Genomic DNA, 19,028 nt, shown 5'->3' with positions numbered 1-19,028 from the left:
ATGATTCTGACAATGGTTAACACCTGGGTGCCACAATAATTTTATCCTATGAATTCAGCTAACCAGACCGGGAATATTTTGTGTGTACAGGTTAGGGGCAGACAACTAAGCGCATCTATTGTTGGCGCGGATGGCAGCCCTTTACAGTCATTTGAAGAAGAAACGCTAGACAAAAAGCTTCTGCCGCAAACCTTCATTCAAAAAATGGCGGGCCTGGCTTCTGCAATTGGCAGCTTTGAAGCTGTATCAATTGGTTTCCCAGGATTTATCTGCAATGGGACAATACTTGAACCCGAACTATACCCGTCAAAACACTGGAAGCAGTTTCCGCTTGAAGCTGCCCTTTCAACAAAGCTTTCATGCCCGGTGAGGGTTTGCAATATAACAGATCTCCTGGCCCTATCAATGATTGAAGGAAAGGGATTTGAAGCGGTGCTTCTTCTTGGAAAATTTATTGGGGTAAGTTTTTTTGCTGAAGGGTTGCTCCTGCCTCATTTCAACCTGTCTCTTCATCCACTTAAACGATCGGGCGATTACAAAAGCTGGATCGGTTCCAAGGCGCTGGAAAAAATCGGCATTCCTAAATGGAGCAAACGCGTGGCCGATACAATAAGTATTCTCTCAAATGTTTTCCGTTATGACCAGCTATACCTTACAGGCCCTAACCTGGAATATTTGAAAGATGTGGAAGCCATAAACATATCAAAAATCCGGCAACCGGATTTTCTGATGGGGGGCATAAAACTTTGGAGTATCCAGGTATTCCAGAAGGGCAATCCGATAGAAGAAACAATACATCAAATAGCTTAAGCTTTTATGCAGAAGATTGCCAGCACCAATCGCCGCCTTGCTTTTTACGGCAAGGCTTTTTTATGACTACCGGCATTGCAAAATCTTTTGATATGGAAAATATTATTTCTGAAAGAACAAAAATGCAGGCGACGCAAATGAGTGTTTTGCCTGGAACATTTCAACAAAGGGTATTATCGGTTTGTGTGCAACAATTCGGCAGCCAGCAAAGATTTTTCAGGCTAACAGGCTTCAGCGAAAGGCAATGGTACCGTATAGTAAGGGCTAACTCTAACCCTACACTTCATTCTATTATCATGCTCGCCAGGGCTTTAAACGTACACCCAAAAGAATTGTTCGATTATGATGGCACCGCAAACGAGCCCCTTAACTTCTGATAGATATAAATAACAATCAAAATTAAAAGAAATGCAAGCCCGATGATGATAACACCGCCGGTGATTGCTTTGGAAGCCGACAGCAGCGCCTGGCCCTGCAGGTTGGCAAACACATTCATCGCTCCACCCTGTTGGCGAACAATATCAGAGCCCGCATCAACCTGCGATGCCAGCAGGTTAAAATGGCGCAGCCGTTCTTTGTAAAGCATATCGCCATAAAGTGCGGTAAATACGGCGCTGCTGAGAAAAGACCGGACAATGATCATTATGCCGGCCGCAACAATAACATTTTTAAGATCAAATCCTTTCGTAGTATAAAGCCCAACAGCAATATAAATCAACGCCGTGGCAAAGCCTTTAATAAGCGATGGCACAATAAAATCTTCCTGGGTAAACTGAAGGCCGAAACTGTAGTACATAATAACATGATAAAGTACAAAACCAGCAAAACCTGCAAATATCAGTATGCGTTGATCATAGCCGCGGTAATACCATGTAAAACAACAAACCGCACCCACCAATACGCCGGGAATAAGGTACAGGTTAAGCGATGTATTGCGATGTGCTTCATATTGCAGGATGCTTGCTGAAAAGGCAGACTGCAGCGTGGAAGGGAAAAAGATGCCCATCACAAAAAAATAAAACAATCCCACCAAAAAGGTTTGCTTTCTAAATAAATGCAAATCTACCAATGGCCGCCTTGCATGTACCTCCCGCAGCAGGAAAAGAAAAAAGGACGCAAGTGCAAAACACAGGGTCAGCTTCATCCGGCCTGCATGCAGCCAGTCTTCCACTTTTCCCCACACAACAAAATGGTTCAGTGCCAAAAGAGCGGCAGCCAGCAACGCCAGGCCCGGCCAATCAACGCGGTACAAAGGCAATGCCTTTTTTAGCCGGTGGTTCTCTACAAAAACCAGGCTAAGGATAATGCATAGCACCAGCAGCGAACAGATAACAATATAAGCGTAACGCCAGTTAAAGTAATATGCAAGCCTGGTGGTTGCCCAGGTAACAAAATAAAGGCCTGCAAGAGCGGTAAAATAAATAAACGGATAAAGCCGGGATGTATCCCCTTTCTTACTCCATACAAACATCCAAATCACGTACACCTCCACCATTGCAGACATTTTAATAACACCTATTATAAAACATGCCGCAACCATCAGCAATGGGCTGGCTGTGGTGGCGCATATCGTATTCATGGCCAGCGTTACACCAAGCCCCCATAAAAGCAATGTTTTATTGGTAAAACGCAGCTTCAGGCGCATCTCTATCATAAGGCCAAGGCCCATGCCAATATACATGGCATTATATGCTTCAGTAAAAGGTTCTGTATAAACGCCAAGGCTGCTAAAAGCTTCCGTACTGTTGCCGAGAAAAATACCGTTGGATACCAGTATGGTAAAAAGGAGGATAAACAATACCGGGAGCTTAATATACACTGGCACCCACTTATAAAATAAATCTTTAAGTTCCATCATATCCTGGTTTTATGGGTGTATGTCAAATATTCGCTTCGGTAAAAGATGCCACAATGACACGCAGATGAACCCCGAAGTTTCACGACGACGTAACGATGCCGCTACAAGGCGTTGTTGCCGGCTTCAAAAAAAATAAACGGCCCATTGTTTCTTTTTCAATCTTTTTGGGCCTATAACTTAACCAAACTGCATTGGTTCTCCCGCTCCTATTTTTCATTTTTATGATACCAGCGAGGGGCGCCTTTGGCATCGCCCGTTGCGTCGCATTACGTTTATCGTACGGTATTTCATGGCGGCTTTTCAGACCCGGGCAGACTTGTTTTGCAGTTGCTTCGCCACGGCAGGATGCTTTATTTGTTGCCCGCTGCCGTTACCTCTACATTCATACCTGCAAGCAGTTTAGCTATGTCTTCCAGACGGTTTTCTTCTTTTAAGATTTCTATCTTAACAGGCACACGCTGTTGCACTTTTACGAAGTTGCCGGTGGAATTGTCAACGGGCACCGCGGAATATTTCGAACCGGTTGCTTCCGATATGGCAATGATCCTGCCCTTGAGTTCCTTGCCGTTTAACCCATCTATTTTAAGGTTCATCAATTGCCCTATATGCAGGGCAGTTACCTGTGTTTCGCGGTAGTTGGCTACTATCCATTTCAAATTATTTCTCACCAGAAACAAAAGATTTTGCCCAGGTTGCACCAATTGGCCTTCCTGGATGTTGCGCCTTCCGGTAACGCCATCGTAGGGTGCGGTAATAACAGTATAGGAAAGGCTTAGTGCTGACAGTTGCATGGCCGCATGGGCCCGTTTAATTTCGGCGTCATTTACTTCCACCCTGCGGGATGTTTCACTGGCAGAAAGCCCCACCGTTTTGCGTTGCTCAGTTAACGCCGCAGTTTGTGCCTGTAAAGATTCTAATTCTGTCTTAACCTGGTCAAACTGCTGCTGCGTGGCAGCGCCTTCTTTCAACAGGTTTTCGTAACGGCGAAAATTTTGTTCGGCATTCCATAACCTTGCCTTTGACGCGTTGATGTTTGCATCCGAAACAGTAAGGTTGCTTGATACCGTGCTCACCGCTGAGGTTGTTACCTTCCTTGCGGCTAAAGCAGATAGCCATGCCGCTTCCGCCTGTTCAACCTGCACTTTATATTCCCCATCTTCAATTATTACTAGCGTATCGCCTTTCTTTACCTGCTGGTGTTCCTCAAAGCGCACTTCACGGATGTAGCCCGGTATCCTTGCATTTACCGGGTTAATGTATTGTTCTACCTGTGCATCATTGGTATAAAGGTCCCGGTCCAGGCCAAGATAAATGCGGATGCCCCATACGATGGCTGTTATAAGTGAAATAATCAATAAAGCATTCATAACAAACATCGCTTTTTTGCGGGTCTTACCGCCGTGTTTCGGCTCATTCATATCCGTTGTTTTTTAAAGCGTTCCTATTGCTTTTAGTATGCGCAGGTAAGCGTACACTACATTGATGCGGGCCCCCACCACCCTTAGTTCGGCTTCAATTTTGGTGTTGCCTGCATCTATCAAATCTGTCAGCAGGGAGAGCTGGTTGAAATACTTTTTTTCAGTGATGCGGTAATTTTCCTGTGCGGAAAACAGGTCGTGCTGAAATGTTCCCAGTTCATCGCGGGCCTCCCTGAATTTGGTATGCGCTGTTGTTACATCCAGGCCTACCTGTTGTTTTTCCAGTGTTTGTTTTTCTTCCGAGAGGCGCAATGCAATATACCCCGCTTTTATTTTCCTGCCTGTTTGGTAGAGTGACGAGATATTGTATTTTACACTGATGCCTGCCTGCCATACGTTGTAAAAAATATCCACCGAGGGTATTGTATTAAGGAAAGGCCGTTGAAAATTGCTTCCGGCGAACACAGCCACTTCAGGTAACTTTCCCGATTTGATGATATTGATATTTGTTGCGGCTATTTGTTTTTCCGCACCGGCTATTTTAAGCTCATGGTTTTGCTGCAAAGCAGTTTCCAGGCTCTTTGCAAGCAAGAGATCCCCTGCCGGTGTTTCCAAAAGCGTTGAATCGGGCAGGAACTGCACGCTGTCTGCAAGACCGGTAATTAAACAAAGCTGACTGTTTAAAATAGCCATGTTATTAACAATCTTCCGCTCACTCAATTCAAGATCCGATACTATAAGACGGTTACGGAGTACATCATTTTCTGTTACCATCCCCTGTTTCTGCAATACCAGTATATTGGTAAGCCTTGCTTTTGCCAGTTCAATATTGCTGGCAAAAACTTTTAACTGGTTAGCGGCCCGCAATAAGTCAAGGTAATAGCCAGCCGCAAGGAAACGTATGTCCTGAATATTTTTCTCCAGCGAAAGTGCAGCCACCTGGGTTTCAAGGTCGGCCTTCATTAATTCACCATTCACTTCACCACCTTTAAAAATCAGTTGCGCTGCCAGTACGGAAAGTTGTGTAAACTGATGAGGGATATGCCCTTTCTGATGCTCAGAAAAAGAAGGTGTCCAGATATCCGCGTTACTGATGTAGCCATAAGTTAAGCTGGATGAAAGCTGCGGCAACCGGTATAAGGCGGCCACTTCTTCTTTTTGCCGGGAGAGTGAAAGGCTTGTTTTTGCCAACCGGATGCGTTCACTGCCGTTTTCCACTAATTCAAACAACTGTTCCAGGGTAACAGCCCTTACATGGCTGGTGTCCTGCCCCCAAACCTGCTGGCGCCAAATGAGGCATCCCAACAACATAACTATGCCTGTAACCCTTTTCATGGTCATGCCGTTTGCGGTTTTTCATCAAGCCCTAATTTATAAGCCCGCCGCGCAACCATCAGGTCTATATACTTTTCATAATCCTGGCCCTTTACCTGGTATAGTTTCCATATTTTCTCATGAGAGGAAACCATAAACCGCTCTTCATCCATTGCCTTTACCACCATATCCACCAATTCTTCCGCTTCCAACGCATCTTCCTGCATGGCAGCCACACCAGCCGCCATTGGTGTACGCACGGGGCCGGGGCAAACCACAGTTACCCTTATCCCCCTTTCTTTATAGGTGGCGGCAAGCCACTCCGCAAGGCCGATGGCCGCATGCTTTGTAGTGCTGTAGAGCACCGAATGAAACTCCATCAGCAGCCCGGCGGCAGAGGCTGTGTTTACCAGGTACCCCTCACCCCTTTCTAACATTTGGGGTAATACGTATTTAGCTGCATATACCTGTGACATGACGTTAACATGCCAGGAAAATTCCCATTCCTTTTCTGACGCATCCACTTCACCAAACCTGGCTACTCCGGCGTTGGAAACGAATACGTCAATTCTTCCGAATTGCGCGGTAGCCTTGTCAACGAGGGCTTTCACATCCTCTTCTTTGGCAACATTGGCAATTATCGGCGTGGCGCCTGTTTCCGCTGCCTTTTCAAGGAGCGCTTTCTCATTGATATCTGAAATGATGACAGTGGCGCCATCAGAAATAAACCTTTTTGCCATGGCCAGCCCTATGCCGCTGGCGCCGCCCGTAACAACAATTACTTTGCCTTGTGGTTTCATGCGATTACTCCTTTATTGGTGAATATTTTTTTGCAAGCGTTGAAGGACGGATGATCATGCGCAAGGCCTGGTCGCTGGTAAAAAATGCCACAGCCCAGTTGAAAAGCGTAGTAAGCCTGTTGCGCCTGGTGAGTAAAGAGGCCAGGTGGACAAAGAGCCACATATACCATGCAAACCAGCCTTTGAAATGCCTCCCGGATGGAAGGTCTGTCACGGCCTTGTTTCTCCCGATGATTGCCATACTGCCTTTATCGCGGTAAGCAAAAGGCTTAAGCGGTTTACCCTTCTGCAATGCAGCCAGGTTAATCGCAAGGTTTTTCCCCTGTTGTATAGCTACCTGGGCAAGCTGGGGATGGCCCTTGGGAAATGCTGGTTCATGTAGCTGGATGGAGGCATCGCCAATGGCAAACACATCTTCCAGTCCTTCAACGCTGTTGTAAGGATCGACCATTAAGCGCTTTGACCTTCCATAGCTTGCTTCAGGTATTCCTTCAATCGTTTTTCCCGTAATACCTGCGGCCCATACCAGTGTCGCGGCCTCTATGGTTTCCCCGTTATTGAATAAGATGGTGCCGCCGTCATAATCCTTCACCTGCACGCCAAGCTTAAGCGCCACACCTAATTTTTCCAGTGCATGAAAGGTATCTGCCTGCGATTTTAGACTCATCGGCTTTAATACAGCATCCGAACCATCGGCGAGATAGATAAAAGCTTTACCGGGTTGCCTTTCTATTTCTGCAAAATCTTTTGGAAATACATGGGCACGCATTTCAGACAGCATGCCGGCTACTTCAACACCGGTAGGGCCGGCGCCGGCTATAACTATGGTCAACAGCTTTTCGCGTTCTGCCCGGTCACTGGTAACCGCGGCAAGTTCCACACAGCTTAAAATATGGTTGCGTAATTCCAGCGCATCGTTTACCGTTTTTAATGGCAACGCATTACTGCTTACACGCTCCATCCCAAAAAAATTGGTGGTGCCGCCGGTAGCAATTACCAGATAATCATAATGCAGCACCCCGGTTGATAACACCACTTCGTGCAAATCAGGCAGTACGCGAACAAGCTCTCCCATGTGGAAGCGTACATTACTTTGGTTGCGGAAATGCTTCCTGTACGGATAGCTGATATTGGATGTTTCTAAAAAACCGGTTGCCAACTGGTACAACAGCGGCGGAAAAAAAGAGTAGTTGTTTTTATCAACCAGCGTAATGTGAAACCGATGTTCTTTTAACAGCTCCGAGACAAGGTTAAGCCCCGCAAAGCCCCCACCTACCACTATAATATGTTTACTCATATAATCTTTTTGGTAAGTTTATGTTTATAAATAAAAAGCGGGGTAATAAGCACCGTGAATATGCCGGTAACAGCAATCATTGCCAGCAACACCAGGCGATAGGCAGCCTCACTGTTTTTATCAGTGCTGTAATGGCTTCCGGTAGCTTTTACACAGGCGGCTATGAATATGGCGCAGCCGGCAACAACATATATGGCCCTTCCTGCTTTAACCCGGCGAAGCGTATAGCAGATCAATGCCCCAAGCAACGGTGGGATGCAGGATAAGTAAAATATTGTAAAGGGATTAAAAATCAGGTAGCCCACATCAGCAACACCCGGTGTACCCAGCAGGTAGAACAAAAGAAAGTTAGCCATTACCGCTGCCAGGCCTGCCAGAAGGCCTGAAAGCAGGTAATTGGTGAGCGTGTCTTTTACAGCGTCAGTTGAGGTCATTTTTGTTGATTATTTGTGTTGAAGCCAACCTTGTGATACTATCCATTTCAGGGCATTAATGCCGGGTAGGAAAGTGTGTTCTCCGCCGCGGGTTGCCGTGAAGTCGGGCAAGCCCTTGATCCTCTTGCGTACAGGTTTATCGGGGTAGGCAAAATCATCTGCAATATCCCTGCGGCCCACAATTGGGTCAGTACGAGACCCCTCAGAAATAAAGTCCCCGTCATTCACCCACTGAGATTGCACGAACTCGAATTGCCTGCCGGGGTTTGCATTTATAAAAGCAATGACAATCCCTCTTTCAAAACCATCATCTTCAGCGGCACTTTCCGGCAGCATAGGCCCATAAGCTGCACCACGCCGCAGCAGCCGGTGTAACCGCGCATCTACAATGCCGTCTTTTAACCCATCTCTTGGATTCACCCTCCTGATATGACAACCGAGCGGTGTAATTTTACCGCTAACGTCATTGTCATAGTAGGAAAAATCATTGTTGCGCAACGGGTCGGCCACCAGCGAGGGATTGTCTTTTTCCGGCGACAATGCCAGCGGGCAGCCGCTGCGCCAGCGGCCCATCATCTTTGCCGCTACCCGTTCCCGGCCATCGGCATTATCAGATTGTGCTGCAAGAAATTTCCGGAAGCTCATTACATCCTGTTTTATTTTACGGATGGATATGTAGGTACCGTTTTTCCAAAAGGTTTCAGGCCCGGGGCCTGTAGCTATTCTGCCCAGTTCGTTTTCATATCCCAGGATGAATTCGCCGGCCTTGACCGGTTCGCCCTGGCCCGGCAGCGGTTCGCCACCCTGCCCTTCAATAAATGGCCTGCTAAGTCCATCGGTGTAACCAAAATGTTCCCGGAGATTAGGCGGAACGCCTACATCAAGCCGTGCAAGAAGGGTGATACCGCGCAGTTCCTCAATTGCTTCATGACCAATCCTTAACTTTTCTTCTTTTAACTGTTCATTTCCTGCCATCACCAACAACCCAACATGAAATCCATTATGTCCGTGCGGCATGTCCCAATACGCTGGGTCACTGCTACCGGTATCACCCAGTATCTTATTCCTGGCGGCCATCCCCATTTTAAACTCAACAGGAAAGCCTGCCAGTATCTCTTCAGGAATTCCAATACGCCTTAACCCTTCCCATGTAAATACTATATTGATCCAGGCATTTTCCCTGGGCGATTCCCAATCCGCCGCTGTAGTTACCTGTGGCGCCAGCCTTGCTATAAGCGTTCTTGCAGCCTCTGCATCTTCTATGCTAAAGAGCACATAAGAACCGAAATAAGGCATCGGCCTGTTCCTCAAAACAGTCCCCTGTATATCGTGTAGTTCTAATTGCATGTATTTTAGTTAGTTGGCTGCATCCAGTAAATCATTCAGGGCCTTGCTAAGTTTTTCCATCCTAAGGATATCTTTTACAGAAGAGTTGGGAGCGCCAACAAAGAAGAACTCGGCCTGGATAAACCTTTCCAGCACCCATTCAGGAAATGCCGGCGAGTGTATTCCGGGGTAGTCTTCCAGTACACCATCGGCAAGTCCGTCCAGCCATTCGCCTGCATATGTTGCTATATCCTGCAGGTAAGGTTTAAAATCACCATCATACACCAGCGATAGAATGTAACGGGTATCATTGTCGAATAGCGTGATCCTGAAGTCTTGGATAGAACCCACTTTGCCTTCATAGTAACCTGCTTCTGCCTGAAATTGTGGAAGGCGTTTACGAAAAAGTTCCGCGCCTCCCGGCGCAAATTGCCCTATCATGGTTAGCTCGCCTCTTTTTCCAATTCTTAAACCTGGCCCGTCTGGTTGGGTAGTTACATGCTGACTGAATTTTGTGAACTCATTTTCCAAGATTTTAGTTGCTTCCATTGTTTGATGATTTAAATGTTTAAGCGTTAGCAGCTGCTTAATTTAGTTTTGAAGATTTTGCATAAACCTTCAGCAGCCATTATAACTGAACGATGAAGTGATTGCGGCGCAATCCAGAAGTTTCGGGACCATAAAAAACCACTGCGGGTACCCAAATAAACGTTTTAAATAGCTTTTAAGAGTTACCCGAAGAGAAAGGACATTTGCGCCAGCCGCCAGACCGGTGTGCGGCAGAAACTTCGTAAACACCGCGCCTTATCTGAAGAATCGGGTCGTCAGTAGGTTCTATGCCATCGGTAAGCATACTGGGATCATGGTTCATTACTTTATCCCCAATCTCCTCTTCAGACGCAGATGCAAAAAGGGTAAGCCTGCCAATAATTACCCGTTTACGATCCGCAGGCCACAGCGCAGTAGCATCATTGAGCGGATCTCCGGTTTCGGCAAGTTCAAGTTCAAGATCAAACTGCACAGGACTGTGCGCCAGCCGTTCTGCAAGTTCAGTATAAAGTATATCTTCTGCCTGCGCCGCCAGTATTTCCGGAGATTGGCCTTTAACGCCCAGGCAGGGCTTCCAGTGGCATCGCACAGCAGTTGCTTTTCCATCCGCGCTGATGTAATAAAACGCATGCACCGCATTAAACTCTGTGTGGGCAAAGCTTACAGGCGCCAGGCTTTCAGAACGCATCTTAAAAACCGCGCCGCTATTGGGGTTGGCTGCAAAAAACTGCAGCAGGCCTTCCCTGTTAACCGGGCCTCCCGGTTCTTTGGGCAGCCCGGCTTCCAGTAACTCCATAAACTGTTCAACTGTTTTTGCAATGAATAATTTTTGGCTAAGCATTACCAAGTTGGTAACACAGCCATCCGGCAGGTAAAAACGGGTGGCCATGCCAACAGTTGAACTGAAATGCGCATACGGATCGCCTCCCCCTTTGGAGAAACGCACTGTTACCGGTATCTCATCACCCTGCATGTGCACCGCCCTGGTATATTGCCTGGCAGCTTCATTGGCCTTGAATACCCCGCGGTAAAACCTGCCGTCTGCATGCAGCGACCGATACCCCGGAAAGTAGCCAAGTATCTTTCCTATCTTTTCTACAATTTCGCCGGAATGGATGTATTGGCTTTGTTGTGACATGTGTATGATATTTTGTTAGATGACCAGCACAAACCTCCTTCTTTTAAAGGGGGCAGGCAATGGCAAAAGCAACAAAAAAAATGTATAAACCAGTTATTAAACCCAGGCATTAACTAGCCATTAATGTATCTGCGGTCATTTATACATCACAAGCGTTGATTTATCAATGGCGGCTGCAGGTGTTGGCATATAGCTTTACGTTATTACAGTTGGTTTGGGTGAACTTTGAGGCGGCTTCATTTCAATGAGCGGCCTCTTTTTCTTTGAAATAGTTTTGCCGCCAGGTAATGGCTCAACCACGCACTTCCCACACCAACCGCAGCGCCTGCCAACACATCGGAAGGATAATGTACGCCCAAGTACATCCGTGAATAACCAACTGCTGCAGCATACGCTAATGCCGGGGCAGCTATATACCATTTTCTATACTCCAGCGCAATACCGGTTGCAGTGGCGAATGCCAGCGAGGTATGCCCGGAAGGCATGGACCGATGATCATAATTTGGCTTGTATGGATGGATGATGCCGGGATATGATTCATAAGGCCTTTTTCTTCTTATCAATGTTTTAAGGGTATGCGTTACGGCGCCGGATATAAGTATTGTGCCTGTAAGTTGCCATGCATTCCTCTTCAAATCTTTGTCTTTAGCCAGAACTCCGCAGATGTACATACCTGCAGGCAGTGAATAGGACGCCATATAAACAGACGGCGAAACAACTTGCCAAAAACCGCTTGAAGGGGTTTTTGGATTGATATGGTTGAGCAAATCAATATCCGGGTTTTGCGCTGCCGCGTTAAAGTGGCAAGTTGCTGCAAAACAGAGAAAAAGAATGCCTCGGCGGATAAACAGGAGCGGGCTCATAAATTGTACCTTTTTATACAAAACTGTAACTGGCAGTTTTTATATCCAATGGCAATACAAAGGCAATACATGTCTCAATAAGATTATTTTGGTTAACTGCAAAATGCGCATCTGCCCGCGGAAAATTAGCCAGGAAGAATTTTTGGGGCTTTCATCTGCATTATTTCAATGTAGCTCAGTTCCGGCTTTTCGCTGCAAGTACTCACCACTCGTTCCTCGTGGTTGCGGGCTTTCCGCTTCAATCCGGCAGCCAGCCGGTTGTACGAACTTATCTCTCCGGGGAGCCTTAAGGGTCATACCTGAAATCAAGGAGAGGATACATTTCAAATCTTCGCTTCAATAAAAGCCAAATAGAATTGTTGCAGATGAACGTAATGCGACGCAACGAAGCTGCTACAAGGTGTTGCTGCCGGTTAAAAAGTTAAAGACGGGATATTGCACGTGCTGAATTAACCGGGCAGGTGCACATTTTTGCGATGGGGCGTTATGAAAAGTTTTAGCATGGATATATACTATTTAATCCTTCATACTTCCATTGCCGGCCAAAGCCGCTATTGATAGTTTTGATGGTGGAAATGCATCCTCATGTTTATTAAGCAACCATTCACAACATTATCTATTGCCGCCATTATTTTTTTCATGCTGCCTGTGGCGCCCGGTGCAGGGGCGCAGGATAGCATATCTGTTGCTGTACACCCTGCGTATGGCAAGGCGGGGGCTTTTCACAGGCTGCTGCTTGGTGAAAATTACCGGCGGGAATGGTCAATGAACATCCGGTTGCCGGTCTTGCAACTTTCCAAATTTCATGGAGGGCTAAGGCCGGTTCAACTGGGCGGGGGCATGCAATCCAAATCTTTGCGGCTTGTTGACAGCAGCGGATTTGAATGGGTGATGCGCAGCATTGAAAAAGTGCCGGATCTTATAATACCTCAAAATCTCCGGGAAACTTTTGCACAAGACCTGGTGGATGATGCCACCAGCGAGCAGCACCCATTTGCGGCCCAGCTTGTTCCACCAGTTGCTGAAGCATTAAAGATCCCCCACAGCCATCCGTATATTGTTTATGTTGGAGCCGATACCGCATTGGGCAAATACGCAGGAATTTTTGAGCATACTGTGGTTTTGCTCGAGGAAAGGTCGCCTTACCGGGATTCTGAAAACAGCAGCCATGTTATTGAAAAGCTTGTTCATAGCAACATGTACACCATTGATGGGCCGGTATTTTTAAAAGCCCGCATGTTGGACCTTTTTTTTGCGGATTGGGACCGCCATGAAGACCAGTGGAGGTGGCATCAAACACAACAAGGCAACCGTTCCATCTTTGTTCCCATCCCCCGCGACCGGGACCAGGTCATCAGCGTTACCCAAGGCCTGTTGCCAGGATTAATCAAAGGCATTTATACTATGCCGAGGGTTCCCGGCTTTAGCGGGGAGATAAAAAAGCCAGCCCATTACTTATTTAAATCAGGATTTCTCAACGCCTATCCCGCAATGCACCTGTCAAAAGCAATATGGGACAGCCTTGTTCTTGATTTTGTGATGACGGTAAGCGATTCAGTAATAGAAAAAAGCATATTGAGCCTTCCACCAGAGGTCTATCAGTTACGGCACGATGAATTTTTTAAACGGTTGGTTCGGCGGAGAACAGAACTGCCAGCCGCCATGGATGCATATTACAACCTGATTAGTAAAATTGAAGACATCCGTTTATCAAATGGAAGAGAAAAAATCATTATTGGCGATTCGGCAAGGGGAACGCGAGTTACTGTATCCAGTTTGGAAGACAGTATTGTTTTAATGGACAAATATTATGATGCTTCCCTGACAAAAGAATTACGCATATATGCCGGGTCTGGTGAAGACAATATCGTATTGAAAAGAGAAAACGGGGTAAAAAAAATCAGGATAATCAATGACAAAGGCTCAAAAAATATCCTGATGAGCGGCCCCGCCCGTGGCGTTTTGCTGTATGGCCCAAAGCAAAGGATCAACTTATACCATAGCGATTCCAAGGGGCCTTTGCCTGGCCTGCGCCCAAGACCAGATACTGGCTTTGTGCCGGTAAATCTGTATAACCTTACGTATCCGCTCCTGACCATTGGCGCAAATGCTGATGACGGCTTTTTACTGGGGGCCGGCTTCCGTTACTCACGACAACATGGTTTTATGAAGTTCCCTTACTCCTCCCTCCACCAACTATTGCTTACCCATTCTTTTTCCACCAGTGCGTTCAAGTTAAATTACCATGCAGAATGGATACATGCCGTTGGACATGGGGATCTTTTTGTTGATGCAAGGATAGATGCGCCTAATAATACGCTTAATTATTTTGGCAGGGGCAACGAGACCATGTATTACAGGGATTCAGGGCTCTATTATTACAGAACCCGCTTCAGTTACTACCAGTTCTCTTCCGGTATAAGGTGGAAAAACAGGAAGTGGCTGCTATCAGTTGCCCCTTCCCTGCAATATTATCATGATGGGGCCGAAAATAATAATGGAAAGCTTATTTCCGAAGCAGCGAAAGTGGGGTCTTATGACAGCCTGACGATTGCGGGAAGCAAAGTGCATGCCGGGCTGGCATTCAAAGCGGGATATGATACACGCAATAATGTGTTGCTTCCATCTTCCGGCACATATACATCTGTAGGCTTAGTTTTAAATAAGGGCTTGGGGAAGTATGCAGAAAACTATGGCCAGGCGAAAGCTGAATTTACTGTGCATCAGTCATTTAACAGCAATGGAACAATTGTAGCCAGCAACAGGGTTGGCGCTGCTGTTTCTTTTGGAAAAACAGCATTCTATCAATCCGCCTTCCTGGGGGGACAGGGCAACTTACTTGGTTACCGGCAATACCGGTTCGCAGGCGAGCATGTCCTGTACAACAATACGGAGCTAAGGTGCAGACTTGCCCAGGTTAGCAGTTATATCTTTCCGGGAGAGTTGGGTGTTATTGCTCTTTTTGACATTGGCCGCGTATGGGATGAGGTAGGGCCATCTTCCTCAAAATGGCATATGGGACAGGGAGGCGGATTTTATTATATTCCGGCAGGCCTCGTTACACTGAGATTAATTGCCGGGCACTCTGATGAAGGATGGTACCCTTATTTAAGTGCCGGGGTACGGTTCTAAACTTGGGCTATGGAGCATCAAAATACCATCATTGCATCAGCCGGCTCCCAAGACGGATGGGACGCCATCGAAAAATGTTGGCCCGCTCTTCATTTTTCATCGCAGGCTTTTGAGAAATTCCTGCAAAGCCGCATGAACAGTAAAGAAGGGGTGCTTAAAAGCTTTTATGAGCTATTGCACCGCTTATCATTAGAAAACAAGGACCGCGTTTTTGACCTGGCAGAGGAAGTTTTTTGTCTGGCGGATGAGAACAAACATGTTGTTGCCAGGTGCTACCTGGCTTCTTTTTCTGATGCCGATACCGGGAATTTTAAAAGCTATTGCGTTGAAAAAGGCGGGTCACATGCAAGGCACCCTTTGGAGAAGGCCATCAACCATGCACTATGTTCATATAAAGCGAAATGGGAAATTATTTTTTACCGAAAGGTTTGGGAAGAATTTGCCGGACCGGATGCCCCGTTTCATTTAGATTTTTCACTGCAGGTTGAAACTGAACCAGGGCGGTGGCATTATTGGGCTATTGAAAGCGACAGCAGGTTTGTTGAAGTAACTACAACCTTCAATTTGCAGGAATGCGCAAGGGTGCTTGAGGAGGCGGACGGCCAGTCGCCTGACCAGCAAAGCCTGCTTGCCTACCTGCGGCAACACTTGCCTTTGCACTTGTTTTGCTTTGAAGGTTTTTTTGTTTGTACAGCAAAGGACATTACCGTGGGGCAGTTAATAAGATTAATTATCAATGAGGCCCTGGCGAGTGACGGCCATGATAAGTCAGATACCTGGAAGACAATGCTCGACTTGCTTGAAATGGCAACCTCGGAAGACAGCATGCACTATGGATTTTATCCAATGCTGCGTTTGAATGAGCGGTTCATGTTCGAAGATCCCGCCCAAGCAGAAGTCAGGTTGCCATCCGCATGGGTCAACCAGGAGCAGCAGCAGGAACTTTATAATTTCCTGGAACAGGTTTTTCGGCATGAACCAAGAATAATATGGTTGAAAAGCATTGCGGAGAAATCATGGAAGTACCCCTATCTTAAAAACCTTGAGGACAAAGGAATCCAATCCTATATGCTAGTACCGGTAAATCATTCAGGTGTATTTGTTGGCGCCCTGGAAGTCTTCACTGCCGCTCCGGATGCGTTAGCAAAAACCATATTGCTAAAGCTTGAGCCTTGCCTCCCCTTATTAGGCATACTCTTTAAAACGGCTGTCAGCCGATTCCAGGAACGTGTTGAGCACGTCATCAAAGAACAATATACCTCCCTTCAGCCGGCTGTGCAATGGCGCTTTTATGAAGCGGCGCTCAATTATATTAAAGCAGGCGGGAAACAAGAGGTAGAAGACATTTATTTTGAGCGGGTATATCCGCTCTATGGTGCGATAGACGTAAGAAATTCCACCGTTAACAGGAACAACGCTTTGCGTGATGATTACCTTGTACAGCTAAATGCGCTGACAGGGCTGCTTCGCAGGTTGCACCAGTCAGTGCCATTAGTCTTGCTCAACGAAAAAAAGTTTCTGTGTGAACAATGGATAAGCATTCTTGAAAATAACAGCGATGTACTGCAGACCGGGGAACTGGCTTATTTTCTTGAAAATGCCATTCCCATGTTTTTGCAAAGTTTTGCTTCGGCATACCCTGAGCAATGCGCCATTATCGAAAAATTCCTTAATGACCTCCGCGACGCAACCTGCGAACGCTTTACCGGCCACCAGCGGAAACTTGAACGCTCAATGAACACCGTTATCGGCTGTATCAACAGATATGTGGACCTGCTTAAAGGGGGCACTTCGGCAGACTTTCCATGTTTTTTTGAAAAGTTCAGAACCGATGGAGTTGAATATGATGTGTATATCGGCTCGTCTATCGCTCCGGGTAGGGCTTTCTACCCGTTATTCATTCAAAACCTGCGCCTGCGGCAACTGATGAATATGGTTGATATTGTAACGGCTGTAAGGTTGTTAAAAGACAGCCTTGAGGTTGACATTGAGACAACACAGTTAATCTTTGTACATGCTTATCAAATTGATATCAGTTTCCGCAAAGACGAAAAAAGGTTTGATGTTGAGGGGGCATATAACATCAGGTACCATATCCTTAAAAAACGAATAGACAAGGCGGTTTTGAAAGGTACAGGAGAGCGGCTTACTTTACCGGGAAAAATTGCCATCGTATATTTTACTCAAAAAGACCTGGAAGACTTTCTGGTGCACATCCGTTACCTGCAGCAGGAAGAAAAGATAGTACCTGACATTGAATATCTGAACCTGGAAGATATGCAGGGGGTAACGGGGCTAAAAGCCATCCGCATCACGGTTGCCAACCCCTGATTTATCCCGCAGAAACATTTTGTACAAGTGCCGCTATAACAAATGCCACAACAGCGCCAACAAGCCCCCACATAAAGATGTTGTATGCCAGCCTCAGGTAGCGGTATTTGCGCCCTATGGCAGCGCCCTGGTGATAGATGTCCAGAATAATCGCGTGGTAAATATGACTTTTCTCATCAAACATGGTTAGCATGCCCTTGATATATTCTTCCGGCTGCATGTTATAGTAATTGCCAAAGAACAGCAGGTTTGTTTTTTGCTTCTCTACATCTTCTTTGCTGAACCTTCCTTTGGAAACAGTTGGTCTTGTGGTAATGATTGCAAGTACGATGGTCACCAGGCTGACCGCCAGCAGCAGAAAAGTTGGCAGGGCAAGATATGGGTTCTCCCCAAGTTTTCTAAGCACCAGGGTAATAATGGCGGAAAGGATAATTGAGTTAACGGTTATCAGGATGTGCGCCTTGTTATCTGCCAGGCTGCTTAAACGCTGATTGCTTTGAGAAGCTATTTTTACGGCAGTCTCAATGCTTCTCTCGGCACGGGCCGGGTCTCTTGCATAAGACTTGCCTTTTTCCAATTGATCCGGTTGTTTAAGGCCTGCAAGAAGTTTCAATTGAGTAATGTTCTCCTGCTTTTTGTCTTCCAGGTTCAGTTTTGCGTAGACAGTGTAGAACTGATGAGACAACATAAACTGAACGGTGTCTCTATACCATTCTTCTTTTTCAACCAGCATATTTTTTGTAAGGCAAACTTCCCTGCGCAGCAATTCTGTTTTCTCCATGAACGATTTCTTACCCAAATGGAAGCTGTCCGCATCAAGCAGTATTTCTTCCAATTCATTTTCGGGAGGGCCACTCCTCGCTGTCACCATAATAAGCTCACTGATTTTACTTACAAGGGGCTCTCTGAAGCCCTCAGCCTCTAGGTAGGCTTGCGCAATTGACGAACTGATTTTTTCATGCCCTTTCCTTTCATGAAGGTAACCGGTATCATGAAACCATGCAGCCGCCATCACGATAAAATATTCTTCTTCCGGCATATTACGGCTTAACAATATTTTTTCAGCAGCGCGGGCTACATAGGAGGTATGGTTAAAATCATGGTAGACTAACTCCGTATGAGAGTGGGCGGTGAAATATTCCTCTACATATCTTTCAATCTTCCTGAAATATTTTTGATAGCTCATTTGTACTAATGCGGCATTTACAAATACAAAATTGAATGTTGTCAGATATTCCGGCAATGTAAAAATCAATTTAAAGATTGTATAAATAAGAGTGGTTAGAACTGTTTATTTATATAAGTTGTACAGGGTTAGTGGAAATATTAGAGATGAAGGGACAGTAGGACTTTCGGTAAGCCAAAATAACAGGCGTTTGACCTGGATACAATGCTATGTGGTGATGAGTTACTAAAACATACAGAAACGGCCTTTGAAATAAAAGCCATGTTACAGATAAGCCCGGTTCCAGAAAAGGCGTTATATTATGCTTCTCCTATTAAAAATGGACAGAAGGAATTGGTGAGGCTGGTAGCGTCTCTCTGAATCCACACTTGTAGAACAAACAGTTCAAAAGCAAGCGAAGTTACGCCCGCTGCCCGCTAACCAAAAGCTTACGGCATAAACACATCATCCCACCCCACAGCAGCCATCCTTTATTCCGTTTCCTTTTGGTGTTTTCAGCCATCCCACAGCCGTCATTCAAATGCTTTCTTTTTTACTGTTTTTTCTTTTACAAGCAGATTGTTTTTTAAGAA

15 protein-coding genes are annotated in these 19,028 nt (G+C 46.1%); 4 read left to right on the top strand and 11 right to left on the bottom strand.

The features are described 5' to 3' along the window. Positions 1–48: 48 nt before the first annotated feature. On the top strand, positions 49–810 hold the full coding sequence (locus F0364_RS22070) for an ROK family protein (RefSeq protein WP_153799992.1): 762 nt from the start codon (positions 49–51) through the stop codon (positions 808–810). A gap of 92 nt (positions 811–902) precedes the next feature. Next, positions 903–1,187, top strand: a complete 285-nt coding sequence (locus F0364_RS22065; RefSeq protein WP_207632827.1) for a helix-turn-helix domain-containing protein — start codon at positions 903–905, stop codon at positions 1,185–1,187. Here the strand turns inward: F0364_RS22065 and F0364_RS22060 are convergent. The 10 genes from F0364_RS22060 to F0364_RS22015 form a co-directional block, all read right to left on the bottom strand. Next, positions 1,151–2,668 (bottom strand): MFS transporter, encoded by a 1,518-nt coding sequence (locus F0364_RS22060; protein ID WP_153799990.1) that lies wholly within the window; start codon positions 2,666–2,668, stop codon positions 1,151–1,153. The two genes, F0364_RS22065 and F0364_RS22060, sit on opposite strands and share 37 nt — an antisense overlap. A gap of 350 nt (positions 2,669–3,018) precedes the next feature. After that, positions 3,019–4,086, bottom strand: a complete 1,068-nt coding sequence (locus tag F0364_RS22055; RefSeq protein WP_153799989.1) for an HlyD family secretion protein — start codon at positions 4,084–4,086, stop codon at positions 3,019–3,021. A 12-nt stretch (positions 4,087–4,098) separates the two neighbouring features. Beyond that, positions 4,099–5,427, bottom strand: a complete 1,329-nt coding sequence (locus F0364_RS22050; protein WP_153799988.1) for a TolC family protein — start codon at positions 5,425–5,427, stop codon at positions 4,099–4,101. After that, positions 5,424–6,200, bottom strand: a complete 777-nt coding sequence (locus F0364_RS22045) for an SDR family oxidoreductase (RefSeq protein WP_153799987.1) — start codon at positions 6,198–6,200, stop codon at positions 5,424–5,426. Before F0364_RS22045 ends, F0364_RS22050 begins: the two co-directional genes overlap by 4 nt. Positions 6,201–6,204: 4 nt before the next feature. Next, entirely contained in the window at positions 6,205–7,497 is a 1,293-nt protein-coding gene (locus F0364_RS22040; protein ID WP_153799986.1) for an NAD(P)/FAD-dependent oxidoreductase, read from the bottom strand. Continuing rightward, a complete protein-coding gene (locus F0364_RS22035; RefSeq protein WP_153799985.1) occupies positions 7,494–7,931 on the bottom strand; it encodes a hypothetical protein in 438 nt (145 codons plus the stop codon). The genes F0364_RS22040 and F0364_RS22035 overlap by 4 nt, the downstream gene beginning before the upstream one ends. 9 nt (positions 7,932–7,940) lie before the next feature. Then, on the bottom strand, positions 7,941–9,278 hold the full coding sequence (locus F0364_RS22030; RefSeq protein WP_153799984.1) for a Dyp-type peroxidase: 1,338 nt from the start codon (positions 9,276–9,278) through the stop codon (positions 7,941–7,943). Positions 9,279–9,287: 9 nt separating this feature from the next. Further along, on the bottom strand, positions 9,288–9,806 hold the full coding sequence (locus tag F0364_RS22025) for a hypothetical protein (RefSeq protein ID WP_153799983.1): 519 nt from the start codon (positions 9,804–9,806) through the stop codon (positions 9,288–9,290). A 175-nt stretch (positions 9,807–9,981) separates the two neighbouring features. Further along, positions 9,982–10,944: a catalase gene (locus F0364_RS22020; protein WP_153799982.1), complete on the bottom strand. Its 963-nt coding sequence runs from the start codon at positions 10,942–10,944 to the stop codon at positions 9,982–9,984. Positions 10,945–11,180: 236 nt separating this feature from the next. Continuing rightward, entirely contained in the window at positions 11,181–11,807 is a 627-nt protein-coding gene (locus F0364_RS22015; protein ID WP_153799981.1) for a phosphatase PAP2 family protein, read from the bottom strand. 585 nt (positions 11,808–12,392) lie between these two features. On the opposite strand from F0364_RS22015, the gene F0364_RS22010 reads away from it, so the two are divergent. Beyond that, positions 12,393–14,939: a BamA/TamA family outer membrane protein gene (locus tag F0364_RS22010; protein WP_153799980.1), complete on the top strand. Its 2,547-nt coding sequence runs from the start codon at positions 12,393–12,395 to the stop codon at positions 14,937–14,939. A gap of 9 nt (positions 14,940–14,948) precedes the next feature. Continuing rightward, positions 14,949–17,270 (top strand): hypothetical protein, encoded by a 2,322-nt coding sequence (locus tag F0364_RS22005; RefSeq protein ID WP_153799979.1) that lies wholly within the window; start codon positions 14,949–14,951, stop codon positions 17,268–17,270. A 1-nt stretch (position 17,271) separates the two neighbouring features. Here the strand turns inward: F0364_RS22005 and F0364_RS22000 are convergent, their stop codons facing one another. Then, entirely contained in the window at positions 17,272–18,456 is a 1,185-nt protein-coding gene (locus F0364_RS22000) for a Pycsar system effector family protein (protein ID WP_153799978.1), read from the bottom strand. Positions 18,457–19,028 lie beyond the last annotated feature (572 nt).

Source organism: Foetidibacter luteolus, assembly GCF_009650435.1.
Taxonomy (GTDB): Bacteria; Bacteroidota; Bacteroidia; order Chitinophagales; family Chitinophagaceae; genus Foetidibacter; species Foetidibacter luteolus.
The sequence above is the reverse complement of the archived record's forward strand: the minus strand, read 5'-3'. Positions and strand labels throughout refer to the sequence as shown.